Source organism: uncultured Brachyspira sp. (assembly GCF_944390845.1).
GTDB lineage: Bacteria > Spirochaetota > Brachyspiria > Brachyspirales > Brachyspiraceae > Brachyspira > Brachyspira pulli.
The window spans coordinates 17,108-32,444 of record NZ_CALXRM010000005.1; the positions used below are offsets into that span (position 1 = coordinate 17,108).

Consider the following 15,337-nt stretch of genomic DNA (forward strand, 5'->3'; position numbering starts at 1 on the left):
CTTATTTCTTACCTACTTTAGCGGCACCTGCATGAGATATAAATTTTCTTGTTGGTGCAAATTCGCCTAGCTTATGACCTATCATATTTTCTTGTATATAAACTGCTACAAATGTTTTACCATTATGTACGTTTATAGTAAAACCTATCATTTCTGGAATAATTGTTGAAGCACGGCTGTATGTTTTTATTTGGTGCTTGTTATCTCCAGCTTGTATCTTCTTAAAGAGATTCTTATCTACAAAAGGTCCTTTCTTAATAGAGCGAGACATTACTTCTTACCCCCTCTTCTTTTGATTATTAATCTATCAGAATACTTATGCTTTTTCCTAGTTTTGTATCCTTTAGTAGGTACACCTGTTGGTGATACTGGGTGTGGGTTACCTTGTCCACTCTTACCTTCACCACCACCATGTGGGTGATCTACTGGGTTCATTACAACACCTCTTACTTTTGGTCTTCTACCTTTATGTCTAGTAGTTCCTGCTTTACCATCTGTAGTATTGAAATGATCTAAGTTGCCAATTTGTCCTATAGTAGCATAACAGTTTTCTAATATTCTTCTTTCTTCACCTGAGCGAAGTCTTATTACACAATAACCGCCAGATTTTGCTGTTATTTGAGCACCACCGCCTGCTGCTCTAACTAGCTGACCACCTTTTCCTGGAGTTATTTCAATGTTATGTATTATAGTGCCTAATGGAATTTTTTTCAATGGTAAACTACAACCAATTTTCACTTTTGCATTTTCACCACTTACTACTCTGTCGCCTACATTTAATCCCAATGGCCATATTATGTATCTTTTCTCGCCATCTGTATAGTGTAATAGTGCTATACGAGCAGTTCTGTTAGGATCATACTCTATAGAAACTACTTTAGCTTCTATATCATGTTTATCTCTTCTAAAATCCACGAATCTAAAAAGTTTTTTATGTCCGCCTCCGCGACGACGCATAGTTATACGACCATTTGAACCACGACCACTAATACGTTTTTTTCCGCATACTAATGATTTACAAGGCTCATTTGTTGTAATATCCGAAAAGTCCACTACTGTACGATAGCGTAAACTTGGTGTTGTTGGTTTAAATTTCTTTATAGCCATCGGTGTCCCTCATCATTATTTTACTATATCTATTGACTCTTTGCCATCAAGAACTATTATCGCTTTTTTATAGCTGCGTGTATATCCGCGTCTGCTCATTCTGCGATTTTTCTTCTTAGGCTTAACATTTATTATCTTACAATCTAGCGGATGTACATTAAATATTTTTGCAACCGCTTTCATCAACTCTGTCTTATTAGCGTCCTGTCTTACTCTAAATACATAATAACGCTTTTCTGTTCCTCTAGGCTCAGTTCTAAGCATATTACTTTTTTCTGTAAGTATAGGCTCAATTAAAAGTGAATACATGCTCATATTTTTTAACCCTTAATTCTAGCATTTAATTTAGATAAAGCTGTTTTAGTAAAATATACTTCATCAGCATAATATAAAGGATGTATAGACATACTGTCTGCATTTACAAGCTTTAAATCTTTGATGTTTCTTAAAGATAATAATAATTTATTATAATTATCTCCTAAAGACTCATCTTTACCTACTACAAATGCTACCTTTCTTGTATTTGGTTCTTTTACTTTACTTATAAAACTAGCCATTCTTTTTGTTTTTGGAGCATCAAAAGTGAAATCTTCAAAAACTTTAAGAACATTGCTTCCATATTTTAAAGATAAAACAGACAATAGAGCCTTACGCTTCATTTTCTTTGGCAATCTATAGCTATAATCACGTGGTTTTGGTGTATGTGTTTTACCGCCGCCTACCCAAATTGGTGATCTTGTAGAACCTGCTCTTGCTCTACCAGTTCCTTTTTGTCTCCAAGGCTTTTTTCCGCCTCCTGAAACTTCTGCTCTGGTTTTTGTAGAGTGAGTTCCTTGACGTCTGTTAGCTAATTCATTTTTGATTGCTTCGTAAAGTAGATTATTGTTAACTTCTGATTTAAATATCTCGTCAACAATCTCTAAATTGCCTACGCTATCTCCATTTTCATTTAGTATTACTACTTCCATTTTATCATCCTGTTATTATTTCACTCTAATTAATTCATTGAGTTCTTTTTCTTATTACGTTTCTTAGCTGCTGATGTTAATTTCACTATACTATTAACTGCACCTGGTATAGCACCTTTAATCATAATCAAATTATCATCTGGTCTTATTTCAACCACTTTTAAGTTCTGTATAGTAGTCATAGCATTACCCATATGTCCTGGCATACCTTTACCTTTCCATACTCTTGCAGGGTAACTGTTACAACCTATAGAACCTGCTCTTCTTCTAAAGTTAGAACCATGGCTCATAGGACCACCATCGTAGTTATGTCTTTTCATTACGCCGGCAAAACCACGACCTTTACTCAAAGAACTAACATCTATAAAATCGCCTGCTTGAAATATATCCACTTTAAGTTCTTGACCTACTGTGTAAGAGCTAGTATTATCCATTCTGAACTCTTTCAAATATTTCTTAGGCTCTAAATTTGCTTTTTTAAATTGACCTATTTGTGGCTTCTTTAAATGCTTTTCTTTCACGGCACCATAACCTAATTGAATAGCACTGTAGCCATCTTTCTCATTATCTCTTATCTGCATAACTGTGCATGGACCAGCCTCTACAACTGTTACCGCTATAGCGTTGCCAGTTTCATCGAAAACTGTTGTCATACCCAATTTTTTGCCAATTATTCCTACCATCGGCGAATCCTCTATAATGATTTTACTTACTACTTTCTTATATATCAAACTATTACAGATAAAACGTAGTAAAGCTTTATCTTTAATATTTAATTAAACGCTTATTTAAGCTGAACATCAACTCCAGCTGGAAGCGCTAACTTCTTAAGAGATTCTGTTGTTTGAGGTGTTACATCAAAGATATCTATTAATCTTTTATATATGCGCATCTCAAATTGTTCTCTTGATTTAATATTTACGTGCGGACTTCTTATTACAGTTACCTTACGTATGCTTGTAGGCAATGGTATAGGTCCTGATACTTTAGCACCTGTTTTCTTTACACTAGCTACTATAGACTGAGCTGATTGATCGATAAGCTCAATATCAAAGGCTTTTAGTTTAACTCGTATTTTCTGTTCTTTCATAGCTTGAATTACTCGCTTTCTCTTAATTTATTAAAGGGTATATCTTTTATTAAAAGGTATACCCTTTTATTTCTACTTTATTAAATTATTCTAATATTTTTGTTACAACACCGTTACCTACTGTTTTACCACCTTCACGTATAGCGAATCTTTGTTTTTCTTCCATAGCGATTGGAGTGATAAGCTCGATAGTTAAGTTAGCATTGTCACCAGGCATAATCATTTGTGAACCTTCTTGTAAGTTGATTACTCCTGTTACGTCTGTTGTTCTGAAGTACATTTGTGGTCTATAACCAGTTACGAAACCGCTGTGTCTACCACCTTCTTCTTTCTTAAGAATGTAAACTTCTGCTTCGAATTTTTTATGAGGTGTAATTGTACCTGGTTTAGCCAATACTTGTCCTCTTTCTACTGCTTTACGTTCAATACCTCTTAAAAGACATCCAACGTTATAACCAGCGATACCTTCTACTTCTTTCTTGAACATTTCTACGCCTGTACAAGTTGTTTTTTGAGTAGGTTTGATACCAACGATTTCAACTTCGTCACCTTTTTTGATTTTACCTCTTTCAATTCTACCTGTAACAACTGTACCTCTTCCAGGAATTGAGTATACGTCTTCGATTGACATTAAGAAGTCTCTATCTACTTCACGTACTGGATCTGGAATATAAGTATCAAGAGCGTTTAAAAGGTCTAAGATACATTTACAATCTGGGTCAGTTCTTGGGTCTTTACCAGCTTCAATTGCTTGAATAGCTTTAATAGCAGAACCTTTAATGATAGGAGTTTTATCTCCGTCAAAACCATAGTGGTTTAATATGTCTTTTACTTCTTCAACTGTGATGTCAGCCATTTCTGGGTCATCTAATTTATCACATTTGTTTAAGAATACTACGATGTAGTTTACACCTACTTGTCTTGAAAGAAGTACGTGTTCTTTTGTTTGTGGCATTACACCGTCTTCTGCTGATACTACTAAGATAGCTCCGTCCATTTGAGCAGCACCTGTAATCATGTTTTTGATGTAGTCTGCGTGACCTGGACAGTCTACGTGTGCGTAGTGTCTGTTGTCAGATTCGTATTCAACGTGTGAAGTTGCGATTGTTAATATTTTTGTAGGGTCTCTTCTACCTTGACTTTCAGAAGCTTTTGCTACTGAGTCATAAGCAACTTTCTGTACTGTTGCTGGGAACATAGCAGATGATACTGCTGTGATTGCTGATGTTAATGTTGTTTTACCATGGTCTACGTGTCCGATAGTACCAACGTTTACGTGTGTCTTTTTACCTTCGTAAGTTCCTTTAGCCATTTTAATCCTCCAATTATTTTATCCTTAGGAATTTGTTTTTTTATATCTAACTTTGTAACTTTTTAGTTACTTACTTGTTATTGCCCATTCTAGCACCTATTATCTCTTCTGCTACGTTTTTAGGTACTTCCTCATAGTGTGAGAACTGCATTGTATAGCTAGCTCTACCTTGAGATACGTTTCTTATGCTTGTAGTATATCCAAACATCTCTGCAAGAGGTACTGTAGCATTGATAGATTTGTAACCAGACTTATCTGTAAATCCGTGAACCTGTCCTCTTCTTGAAGCTAAGTCACCGATTATATCACCCATATAATCTTCTGGAGTTACAACTTCTACTGTCATCATAGGCTCTAATAAATAAGGATCTGCTTTCTTACAACCCTCTTTGAATCCCATTGAAGCAGCAATCTTAAATGCCATTTCTGATGAGTCTACTGGGTGGAATGAACCATCATAAGCTGATACTATAACGTCTAGCATAGGATAGTTAGCAAGTACTCCTGTATTCATAGATTCTACACAGCCTTTTTCTACTGCTGGTATATATTCTCTTGGTACTGCTCCTCCAACGATTTCATTATTGAATTTAAATCCACCGTTAGGTTCATTAGGTCCAATTCTCAACCATACATCACCGTATTGACCTTTACCACCAGACTGACGTACAAATTTACCTTGTACTTCAACTGTTTTCTTAATACCTTCTCTATAAGATACTTGAGGACGTCCTACATTTGCCTCAACTTTATATTCTCTTTTCATTCTATCACAGATTATCTCTAAATGCAACTCACCCATACCTGCGATAATTGTTTGACCAGTTTCTTCATCAAAGCTAACTCTGAATGTTGGGTCTTCTTCAGCAAGTCTTGATAATGCTATAGACATTTTATCTCTGTCGCCTTTTGTTTTTGGCTCTATAGCAACGTTAATTACTGGTTCTGGGAAGTTGATTGATTCTAAGATGATAGGAGCATTTTCCGGACATAATGTATCACCTGTTGTAGTTTCTTTAAGTCCTACTGCTGCTGCTATATCACCGCAATATACTTGTTCAATCTCTTCTCTTTTGTTAGCATGCATCTGAAGTATTCTTCCGATACGCTCTCTTTTACCTTTTGTTGCATTGTACACATAAGAACCAGCTTCTAATATACCAGAGTAAACTCTTAAGAACGCTATTTTTCCTACGTGTGGGTCTGTCATGATTTTGAATGCTAATGCACTGAATTTCTCATCATCAGCAATTTTTCTTTTTATAACATTACCATCTAAATCAGTACCTTCTATTTCTGGTTTATCTACTGGTGATGGCAAATAATCTACTATTCCATTAATTAATACTTGAATACCTTTGTTTTTGAATGCTGTACCGCAGAACATTGGGAAGAAATCTGCTGTTAATGTAGCTGTTCTTATAAGTTTCTTTATAGTTGGAACATCTATTTCTTCACCTTCAAAGAATTTGTTCATAGCATCATCATCATATTCAACGATTGCTTCTAATAATGAATTTCTGTATTCTTCTGCTTTTTCTTTTAATTCAGGTCTGATTTCTCTTTCTTCCATTTTCATGCCGTCTTCAGAAACCCAAATTATTTCTTTCATATTTACTAAGTCAACAACACCCTCGAAATTACTTTCTGCACCTATAGGTATAACTACTGGGTGACTGTTAGCTTTTAATCTTTCTCTAGTTTGATCTAAAACAGCGTAGAAGTTAGCTCCTATTCTGTCCATTTTATTAACAAAAATAGCTCTAGGAATTTTATAGTTACTTGCTTGTCTCCATACTGTTTCACTCTGAGGTTGAACACCACCTACTGAACAGAAAACACCAACTGCACTGTCTAATACTCTCAAAGATCTTTCTACTTCAGCAGTGAAGTCAACGTGACCTGGAGTGTCTATCAAGTTAATTCTATGACCATTCCAAAAACAAGTAGTTGCAGCAGAAGTAATTGTAATACCTCTTTCTCTTTCCTGTTCCATCCAGTCCATTTCAGCTGCACCTTCATGAACCTCACCTATTTTATGTGTTTTACCTGTGAAATATAAAATACGCTCACTTAAAGTAGTTTTACCAGCATCGATGTGAGCCATAATACCAATATTACGTGTGTTTTCTAACGAAATTTGACGTGCCACTTAATTATTCTCCTTAAAAATTACCACCTAAAGTGCGCAAATGCTTTATTACCTTCAGCCATTCTATGAACTGTATCTCTCTTAGCTACTGCTTGACCTTTACCATCTATAGCATCTACTATCTCATTTGATAAGCGTTCTACCATGCTTCTTCCGCCTCTTTTTCTTGAAGCATCTATAAGCCATGTAAATGCTAATGAATTTTGTCTGTCTGGTCTTACATCTACAGGAACCTGATATGTAGATCCACCAACTCTTCTTGATTTTACTTCTACACGTGGTTTAATATTCTCTATAGCTTCATTGAAAGCTTCTAAACCATCTTTTCCTGTTTTCTCTTTTACTAAATCCATAGCTTTATAAAATATATTTTCAGCTTTACTTTTTTTACCATCATACATTAGTTTGTTTATAAACTTACTAATTACAACGCTTCCATAAATAGGATCAGCATCTATTTTTCTAGTTTGTGCTCTTCTTCTTCTAGCCATATTATTTTACTCCATTAAGCCTTTGGTTTCTTAGTACCATACTTACTTCTAGCTTTCATTCTCTTTTCTACACCTGTAGCTTCACGGCTTCCGCGAACTATGTGATAACGGCAACCTGGTAAGTCTTTAACCCTTCCGCCTCTTATAAGTACACGGTTGTGCTCTTGAAGTGTATGGTCAATACCAGGAATATAAGCTGTTACTTCCATTCCATTTGTTATTCTTACACGAGCGATCTTACGCATAGCTGAGTTAGGTTTCTTTGGTGTAGTTGTTGTTACACGAGTACAAACCCCTTCTCTTTGCGGACATTTCATTAATGCAGGCGATTTTGTCTTATTTATTATACGCTTGCGACCTTTTCTTACTAATTGATTAATTGTAGGCATAAAATACAAAACCTCTAATTCTTTATTTTTTTGTAAAATTTTTTTCTAAATCAATTCCTTACACAGAATTGACAACATCAACTTCTTTAATAATTTATAACTTCAAACGAAACAGTATTTACAAACTGAGCAATTATAGTATTAAAACCTAATTAATAGTGAGAAAAACATACTATATGCTTTAATCGCTTATTTTGAAAGTTATAAAATTATAAAACAACTATACAAAAAAATCAATACTTTTTTAACAATTTTTTATCCATATTTTTAAAAAAACATACATATATATACACTATAAAATTAAATATCTTTTTACCTAATAATTAAAATATAAATATTGCAAAAAAATCATTATTATAGCATACTATGAATAATAATTTTTTAAGGACTCTTAATTATGAATCAAAATACAGAAAACATTATTGAAAATTTAAAATTTGATGATAAAGGGTTAATTCCTGCAATAGTAATAGATTATTATACTAAAGAAGTTTTAACTCTTGCCTATATGAATAGAGAAAGCCTAAACATAAGCATTAAAGAAGGAAAAACTTGTTTCTACAGCAGAAGCAGACAAGAATTATGGAGAAAAGGTGAAACTTCTGGAAATTATCAGCATATACAATCAATAAAAGCTGATTGTGATAATGATGCTTTGATAGTAGAAGTTATAAAATATGGTCCAGCTTGCCACACTGGAAAAGAATCTTGTTTCTTCAATGAAGTATATTCAAAAGAAGACTACAAAGATTTTTCTATAGATAAACTTTATGAACTAATAAAAGGAAGAAAAACAAATCAAACTGAAGGTTCTTATACTACATACCTTTTCAATAGCGGTATAGACAAAATATTAAAAAAAGTTGGTGAAGAATGTACTGAAGTTATAATAGGTGCTAAAAATGACAGCAAAAAAGAAACTATATACGAAATTTCAGATTTACTTTATCACACTCTAGTTCTAATGGTAGAAAAAGGCATAACTATTAATGATATAAAAGAAGAATTAGCAAGCAGATCTATAATAGACAAAAAAGAAAAACAAAAAAGTATGAAAGAGTAATTTTTATTATTTTTATCACTTATACGCACGCAGAACAAAGCCCAAACTATAAATTCATTGATAATTCAATTCTTATTATATAATAAATTTGATTCTACGTGCGGTAAATAAATTCTCAACCTAATAACCACTTGGGCGGGTGCTAAAATTTCTAATTAAGTTATAAAAGATAATTAATATTAAAATTCAAAATAAAGCTAAAAACTTTAAAGGGCGGGGTATGTAAATAAATTTTAAAACTTATTTTTAATCCCACCCTTTAGGATTTAAATCTATTCTGGTATTTATATATTATTTTCTTTTTTATTTTTTCTGTTATTTTAACTGCCCACCCGAGATTTTTTTAAATTTATTGTGTATTCACCGCACGAAGAATTAAATAAAAAATATATATTTGTTTGTAATTCAAATTTTTATCATATCATAAATTTATTCACCGTGCGTAAAAAAATTATATATAAATTTAATATATAAAAAAGCGACAGCCTATATAAAATAAACTGCCGCATCATTATAAAAATCAACAATAATAAAAATAAAAATTATTTTAACATTTCTTTATCAACTAAATCATTAGCAGGAACATAATCATATATAACCTGAGAGAATACCAAAGTATCAACAAAACCGCCGCGTTTTATAGATAAGAAAAGATCATTATATTCATTTTCAGGCATACCTAATTTTTTCATTGTAACTGCTTTATAGAATACAGCATCATTAGCAAATCTAGTTCTAGGATATTCTGTTATAACTTTATCGAATAAAGATATAGCCTCTTCTAATTCTGTTTGGTCTTTAGAATAAGTTTGATAAAGCATACCATTCCATAATAATGAAAGAGGTTTGAATTTTTCTATAGAAGTTAAACCAGCAACTTTCTTGAAACATTCATTAGCTTCAACAATATGATTTTTAGCTACAACATTGTTTGATTTTCCTTCTTTTGCTAAGAAATAATGAACAATTCCTTTAAATTGATATAAATGACCTACATCAACATCTTCAGGCAAATTATTAAAATCCAATTTATTTATATAATTTAAAGCTTGAGTATATTCTTTATTAGCGATCATAACTCTTATTTCTCTAATCATCAAAGGATCATCATTAGAAGTCCAAGGGCTATAGAAATTGTATATAGTAGCTTTTAAAGGTCTTCTTTTGCTAGGCTGTTTATCAGTACTACTGCTGCTGTTTCCTTTAGAAGGCTTAGAACTTGATGAACTATTATTTGCTTGAGTATTATTATCTATTTGAATATTATTATCTTCAGGCATATACATATCATCTGTAGGAGTAGTAGTTTGAGTACCATTATTAGTTTCTACTATTACATCATTACTAGATGAGTTTTGATACTCTTTTTCTATTTCATTAATATAATCTTCTTCTAAATTACTGTTTTGATTACTTGGCTTTTTACATGAAAGTGCAAAAACTGATAAAATCATTATAAAAACTACTAAACACTTCTTTAACATTGTTTGCTCCAACTATTTTTTATATTGTTGTCTAATTTGTCGGAAAATACTAAAAAAGCGTTAGAATAATTATTACTATTTGTATTATAGTAAGTATACAAAAATATCAATTATTTATAATTTTCTATATTTTTATAATAATCTTTTTGTTTATATTCATCTGAAACATTATCTATATAATTGTTTATTTTTTTGTCGGCATCAGCAAAATATCTGTCATAAGCCTTTTTGCAATAATTGTCATGCTTAGATTTTATGCCAGTAGGAGGATTCTCAAACTTGTAAACTCCATTAACTCTCCAGAAATTTAATATACCTATACTAATAGCATCAACAGGACATCTAAATGCACAGCTAGTACACATTACGCATTTATTTTTGAATTTGATATTTCCTTTTTCATCATTATAAATATTATTAACAGGACATTTTTTAACACATAAATTACAATGAGTACAAACTTTTTTTACTTTGAATAAATTACCATTAACTTTCATAGCAGGGTGTTCTATTCTAAATAAAAATGCTATTAATCTGCCGAATGGGAATTTATTTAATAAATGCTCTTTACCTTCTAAAACTTCATTAGCCTCTATAACACATAAAGCCTTAACAGTTTTCCACATCTTAGCAGCAAATTCATCAGTATGCCTGAATATTATATTATAAGGCATTATATAATGATATTCATTAGTAAGTATATAACCTTTTGGTTTTAATCTTGCCATTAAAGGCTCTGAAGAAATATTATTAATTGTTAAAGGCTCTCCGGAAGTTTTTATAATAAATATCTTTTTATTATCTAATTTAGGAAATAATTTTATTAAATCAAAAATAGGATAAGGTGCATTGAATCCATGTATAGGATAAGCAAGCCCTACATAATCATAATAATCAGGACTAGGCATATTATCAAAGTTATCGCCTACATTATAAAGTAAAGTTTCAACGCCGTTTTCTTCAAATATTTTTTTATATTCTCTAGCTGCCTTTTCTGTGTTTCCAGTTCCTGAAAAACAATATATCACAGCTTTTTTATTTTCATAAATACTCATTCTATTAACCTATTAAATTTTATATGCTAATTATACTAAAGTGAATATATTTTGTCAAAATTTTATTTTTAGTTTACAGGCAGAATTTTATACTTATTTGTGTAGCTCAAACAGTAAATACAATAAATTTTAATGATGTAAAGTTTACAAATAGATAATAAAAATGAGGGTTCCCTCTCTAGGGGCAACCCACAAGCCCGATACCCAGCAGCTCATTCACCGCCTTCAAACGAATTTTATTTAATGTCAGACTCAAAAACTGACAATATATAATATAAAATATTAATTAAAAAGTTAATTAAATTTTCAAAAATATTTCAATTCTTTTATTTTTCACTTATAGCATTTTATATTCTTTTTCAATCAATTTAATTATTTATCTTCTTATAATGTGCCTTAAAATCCTCATCGAAATAATAAAGCATATTCTCATCTTCCTTATGCGAATCATACCAAACCTGAGCAAAATAAGGATTTTTCTTAGCAAGCATATCAAAGTTCCATTGATAATCCGGCATACATTCCATACACCAATGACCAGCCTTTATAGCTGTAAATGGTGAAGCCTCAAATGCATGACCTTCAGCACAAGCCCATTTTAATTTTGTATGCAAATCGCCTTTAGTCATGCTAGTGCTTAAAAGTTTTCCGCCTCTGAACTCTGCAGCTTTTTTAAGATCTTCTATATCAATCTCACTGTCTTTTTTGCTTTCATCATAACCATGATTAAGAAGTTTAGCATTCTTTATATCAAGTAAAGCTTTATAATCTATATAATTTCCTTCAAAATCTTTATTTTCAAATAATAAATTAAAATCTTCCCATTTTTTAGGAAGATTATCAAAATTTTCTAAACTTCCGAATGTAGCTATAATCTTACCGTCCTCCCCGTTTTTTCTCCAATATGTAGGCGAATTAGGGTGAGATAATAGTCTTTGTATAGCAAAGAATGATATTATTCCTGCTGGTACCAATTTACCGAATGCATAATACCAATGTGTTTTACCTATTTCATTCCAATAATCTATAACTGATTCTTTTTGATAAGAGAATAATTCTTCAAGTTTGTATCCGTCATAATACCAAAGTCCATGGAAATTTCTTGTAGCATTCCAATTAGGCTTCATATATTTTTTTGTAGAACCGCCTATTAATTTAAATCCGTCATTAAATGTATCATAACCAACTAATCTATTTTCTGCCTTGCTTCCCAAATTGAAACAGCCTTTCCAGAAATAATCATCTAAATTGCCTTTAATATCTTCTTCAATTATTCTTTTCATTAATAAACCGCTGTCCCTTGCAGTTGCCCATTCAAGCGGTGCATTATAGCAAGTATGGAACATTAATCCATCGCTCATATTATCAGTAAGCATTCTATTATGAAGCATTGCTGTTTGTCTTATTATAGCCCTGTTTTCTAATGATGAATCAAGTACATATCTTTCGCCTTTTAATTTTGAAAAAGAATATGCATCATAAGGGCTTATTAATAATGGATCGCCTACTCTGCCCCAAGGGTGTTTTTCATTTCTATTTCCATAAAGTGCAACTGTTGATATATGCACAAGTTTAGGGCGTTTATTTTTATCCATTGATTCAAGTATATCTACTATATGCTTAACTCCCACAAAATTTGTAAGATGTGCAAGTTTAGGGTACTTATCAGATTTTGGAGGTATCACTGCTGCAAGATTAAGTACATAATGACAGTCTTTCAATAATTTTTCGCAATCATCTCTTTCATACAAATATCCTGTTACTATCTCTACTCTATTTCCATATTGTCTTTTGAATTTATTAGCGATTTTTTCACTTTCTTTTCTTACAAGAACCTTAACCAATTCTACATCTTGTATTTCCATTAATTGTCTTAATGTTTCAAGTCCCATATTTCCTGTAGCACCTGTTAAAGCAATTATGTATTTCATTTTCTTATCCTCTTATTATACTTAAATTAAATTTATTTTACATAAATATTTATAGACAGTTTTTATTTTATGTAGAATTATATACGAAAAAATATTTTTGTAAATAATGTGTAAGGAGTTTTAAATATGACATTCCATAAATCAATATTTTTATTATTAATACTTAGTATTTTTACACAAATAGCATATACTCAAACAAAAAATGAATCTGAAGAATTGTTCAATAAAATAAATGCAGAAAGAACAAAATCAGGACTCAGCGAATATAAAACAGAAAAGCAATTACAAGATGCAGCCGATCAAAGAGCAAAAGAAATAGCAAATGGAGTAAGAAAATCCACAGCTTTAGAAGATAATAAAATACAATTTTCTTCATATTCTGAAAGTTCGATAATAGCTGATATAAATGTTGATGAGGCATTTAATCAAATATTAAACAGACAAAGAAATTTAATTTTAAATAATAAATTTACTCACATGGCAGCAAGTGTTTATGAAAATAACGGTAAAAAATATTGGGTTATGCTTTATGTTGCTTCAAGAAATAATAATATCACTAGAGAAGAATTGGATATAAACAAAGAATCTCAAAGAGTTGTAGAATTATGTAATGAAGCTAGAAAACAAAACGGTGTTAATTCACCATTAGTACTAGATGCAAAATTAAGTGCAGCGGCACAAAAAAGAGCTGAAGAATTAGTGCAGTTATTTTCACATACAAGACCTAATAAAACAGATTTTTCAACTGTATTAAAAGAATATAATATTTCTCATAAAACTGCCGGTGAAAATATAGCTTATGGTCAGGTAGATGCTGATGATGTAATGAAATCTTGGCTTAATTCACCGGGACACAGAGCAAATATATTACAAAAGAAATTCGGTAAAATAGGCGTTGGAATATTTAATCATAACAATACTTTATATTGGGTGCAAATATTTACAGACTAATAATTGATAAGCTGCAGTATTAATTTTATAACTAATTATTTTTTATAACTAATACTGCAGCTTAAATCTCATCTCTTAATATTTACTAAATAAAAACTTACAAATATAAACAATAGGTCTTACAAAAATATAATTAATAAAAACAAAAACATAATCCGCTATAAACACATAAAAAATATCAACGATAATAAAACATACAGAATACATGAAAACAAAAAAGCATATTAATAGCATAACAATAATATCAGTTAATAAATCTGTAATAAAATCTAATAATAACAAAAAACCTTTTTTAATAGTAGATAATATAAGAATTATTAAAGACATATAGGCAATAATCCCCCATTATAAAATTATAATAAAATAAATATAAAACTTTATAATGACAGAAATTGTCGTTATTATTGTATATTTATAAAAAAATTATCTTTTTATAAGAGGCAAACTATTTATTAAATTTTTTATCATTATTTCTATTCTAGGTAAATGCTCAGCTATAGTTAAACCTACTAATTCTTTCTTCTCTGAAATAAAATTTATTGCTTTAATAACTTCATCTATTTTCATTCCATTTGGAGAAACACCAACAGCAGCGATTATTTCAGCAGGATCAAGTACATCTAAATCCAAATGAATTGCCACTTTAGAAGCATTGCAATTATTAAGCCATTCCAATATCTTATCACAAGAAATTTCATTAGGAGATAAATGCTTTATATTATATTCTTTTTGACGTAATTTTATTTCTTCCCTCTCCCAATCTCTAAGACCTAATAATAACACTTTTGAAGTATCTATTTTACTAGGCAAATTAGAAATAATATACTCATCTCCATATCCCATACAAGCAGCTAAAGCCATAGCATGATATCCAGCATAAGTATTATCTGAAGGCAAAGTAATATCAGGGTGAGCATCTATCCAAATAACAGCAACATCATTATCATATTTCTTATTTAAAAATGTAAATGGCACAACACTTACAGAACATTCACCGCCGAATACAATTATCTTATCAGGATTATTTTTATTTAAAATATCTAAACAGTCATTAGTCTGCTTAACAATGAAATCATAATCTATTATTCCATTCTTTATTTTTCTATCTCTTATATCCAAAGAAACAGGCACTTCTTCTATTTTATGATCCTCATTTTCTTGAGCAAGCATATTTAAAAGTTTAGCACCTAAATAATAACCTCTTGAAGAATCCTCATAAGAAAGTTCTGGTATCCATCTGTCAATAATTCCTCCCTGCCATTGAGGATAAATTAAACGCATAGTTTTAGACATATTATAAACTCCTAATATAAATTATAAAAAATATACTAAGAATTTAAAAGT

General features: G+C 30.9%; 16 protein-coding genes. 2 read left to right on the forward strand and 14 right to left on the reverse strand.

The genetic code is table 11. The features are described 5' to 3' along the window. Window position 1: 1 nt before the first annotated feature. The 10 genes from rpsS to rpsL all read right to left on the reverse strand — a co-directional run bounded on the left by rpsS (window position 2) and on the right by rpsL (window position 7,509). On the reverse strand, window positions 2–271 hold the full coding sequence (gene rpsS, locus Q0K52_RS01790; protein ID WP_008723378.1) for a 30S ribosomal protein S19: 270 nt from the start codon (window positions 269–271) through the stop codon (window positions 2–4). Next, complete coding sequence (gene rplB / locus Q0K52_RS01795; RefSeq protein ID WP_297295837.1) at window positions 271–1,107, reverse strand: 50S ribosomal protein L2; 837 nt, start codon at window positions 1,105–1,107, stop codon at window positions 271–273. Before rplB ends, rpsS begins: the two co-directional genes overlap by 1 nt. Before the next feature lie 15 nt (window positions 1,108–1,122). Continuing rightward, the gene (gene rplW, locus Q0K52_RS01800) at window positions 1,123–1,416 is read right to left on the reverse strand and encodes a 50S ribosomal protein L23 (RefSeq protein ID WP_297295941.1); all 294 of its coding nucleotides are present in this window, start codon (window positions 1,414–1,416) and stop codon (window positions 1,123–1,125) included. Between the two features lie 11 nt (window positions 1,417–1,427). Beyond that, on the reverse strand, window positions 1,428–2,075 hold the full coding sequence (gene rplD / locus Q0K52_RS01805; RefSeq protein ID WP_297295840.1) for a 50S ribosomal protein L4: 648 nt from the start codon (window positions 2,073–2,075) through the stop codon (window positions 1,428–1,430). A gap of 29 nt (window positions 2,076–2,104) precedes the next feature. Then, window positions 2,105–2,758 carry a 50S ribosomal protein L3 gene (gene rplC, locus Q0K52_RS01810; protein ID WP_297295842.1) on the reverse strand — a complete coding sequence of 218 codons (654 nt, stop codon included), beginning with the start codon at window positions 2,756–2,758 and terminating at the stop codon, window positions 2,105–2,107. Between the two features lie 101 nt (window positions 2,759–2,859). Then, window positions 2,860–3,165, reverse strand: a complete 306-nt coding sequence (gene rpsJ, locus Q0K52_RS01815) for a 30S ribosomal protein S10 (RefSeq protein ID WP_297295844.1) — start codon at window positions 3,163–3,165, stop codon at window positions 2,860–2,862. Window positions 3,166–3,250: 85 nt separating this feature from the next. After that, window positions 3,251–4,477 carry an elongation factor Tu gene (tuf, locus tag Q0K52_RS01820; RefSeq protein WP_297295846.1) on the reverse strand — a complete coding sequence of 409 codons (1,227 nt, stop codon included), beginning with the start codon at window positions 4,475–4,477 and terminating at the stop codon, window positions 3,251–3,253. A gap of 70 nt (window positions 4,478–4,547) precedes the next feature. After that, window positions 4,548–6,629: an elongation factor G gene (gene fusA / locus Q0K52_RS01825; protein WP_297295848.1), complete on the reverse strand. Its 2,082-nt coding sequence runs from the start codon at window positions 6,627–6,629 to the stop codon at window positions 4,548–4,550. Between the two features lie 20 nt (window positions 6,630–6,649). After that, a complete protein-coding gene (rpsG, locus tag Q0K52_RS01830) occupies window positions 6,650–7,120 on the reverse strand; it encodes a 30S ribosomal protein S7 (protein WP_297295850.1) in 471 nt (156 codons plus the stop codon). A gap of 14 nt (window positions 7,121–7,134) precedes the next feature. Further along, the gene (gene rpsL / locus Q0K52_RS01835; protein ID WP_008723364.1) at window positions 7,135–7,509 is read right to left on the reverse strand and encodes a 30S ribosomal protein S12; all 375 of its coding nucleotides are present in this window, start codon (window positions 7,507–7,509) and stop codon (window positions 7,135–7,137) included. A gap of 397 nt (window positions 7,510–7,906) precedes the next feature. Here rpsL and hisIE point away from each other — a divergent pair, with 397 nt between their 5' ends. Then, a complete protein-coding gene (hisIE, locus tag Q0K52_RS01840; protein WP_297295854.1) occupies window positions 7,907–8,572 on the forward strand; it encodes a bifunctional phosphoribosyl-AMP cyclohydrolase/phosphoribosyl-ATP diphosphatase HisIE in 666 nt (221 codons plus the stop codon). Between the two features lie 542 nt (window positions 8,573–9,114). On the opposite strand, the gene Q0K52_RS01845 is transcribed toward hisIE, so the two are convergent. The 3 genes from Q0K52_RS01845 to Q0K52_RS01855 all read right to left on the reverse strand — a co-directional run bounded on the left by Q0K52_RS01845 (window position 9,115) and on the right by Q0K52_RS01855 (window position 13,042). Beyond that, a complete protein-coding gene (locus Q0K52_RS01845) occupies window positions 9,115–10,056 on the reverse strand; it encodes a hypothetical protein (RefSeq protein ID WP_297295856.1) in 942 nt (313 codons plus the stop codon). Between the two features lie 110 nt (window positions 10,057–10,166). Then, window positions 10,167–11,105, reverse strand: a complete 939-nt coding sequence (locus tag Q0K52_RS01850) for an EFR1 family ferrodoxin (RefSeq protein ID WP_297295943.1) — start codon at window positions 11,103–11,105, stop codon at window positions 10,167–10,169. 374 nt (window positions 11,106–11,479) lie between these two features. Further along, window positions 11,480–13,042: an NAD(P)-dependent oxidoreductase gene (locus Q0K52_RS01855; RefSeq protein ID WP_297295858.1), complete on the reverse strand. Its 1,563-nt coding sequence runs from the start codon at window positions 13,040–13,042 to the stop codon at window positions 11,480–11,482. 126 nt (window positions 13,043–13,168) lie between these two features. Here Q0K52_RS01855 and Q0K52_RS01860 point away from each other — a divergent pair, with 126 nt between their 5' ends. Then, window positions 13,169–13,993: a CAP domain-containing protein gene (locus tag Q0K52_RS01860; protein WP_297295860.1), complete on the forward strand. Its 825-nt coding sequence runs from the start codon at window positions 13,169–13,171 to the stop codon at window positions 13,991–13,993. A gap of 423 nt (window positions 13,994–14,416) precedes the next feature. Here Q0K52_RS01860 and Q0K52_RS01865 read toward each other — a convergent pair whose 3' ends face one another. Next, complete coding sequence (locus tag Q0K52_RS01865; protein ID WP_297295862.1) at window positions 14,417–15,286, reverse strand: arginase family protein; 870 nt, start codon at window positions 15,284–15,286, stop codon at window positions 14,417–14,419. Window positions 15,287–15,337 lie beyond the last annotated feature (51 nt).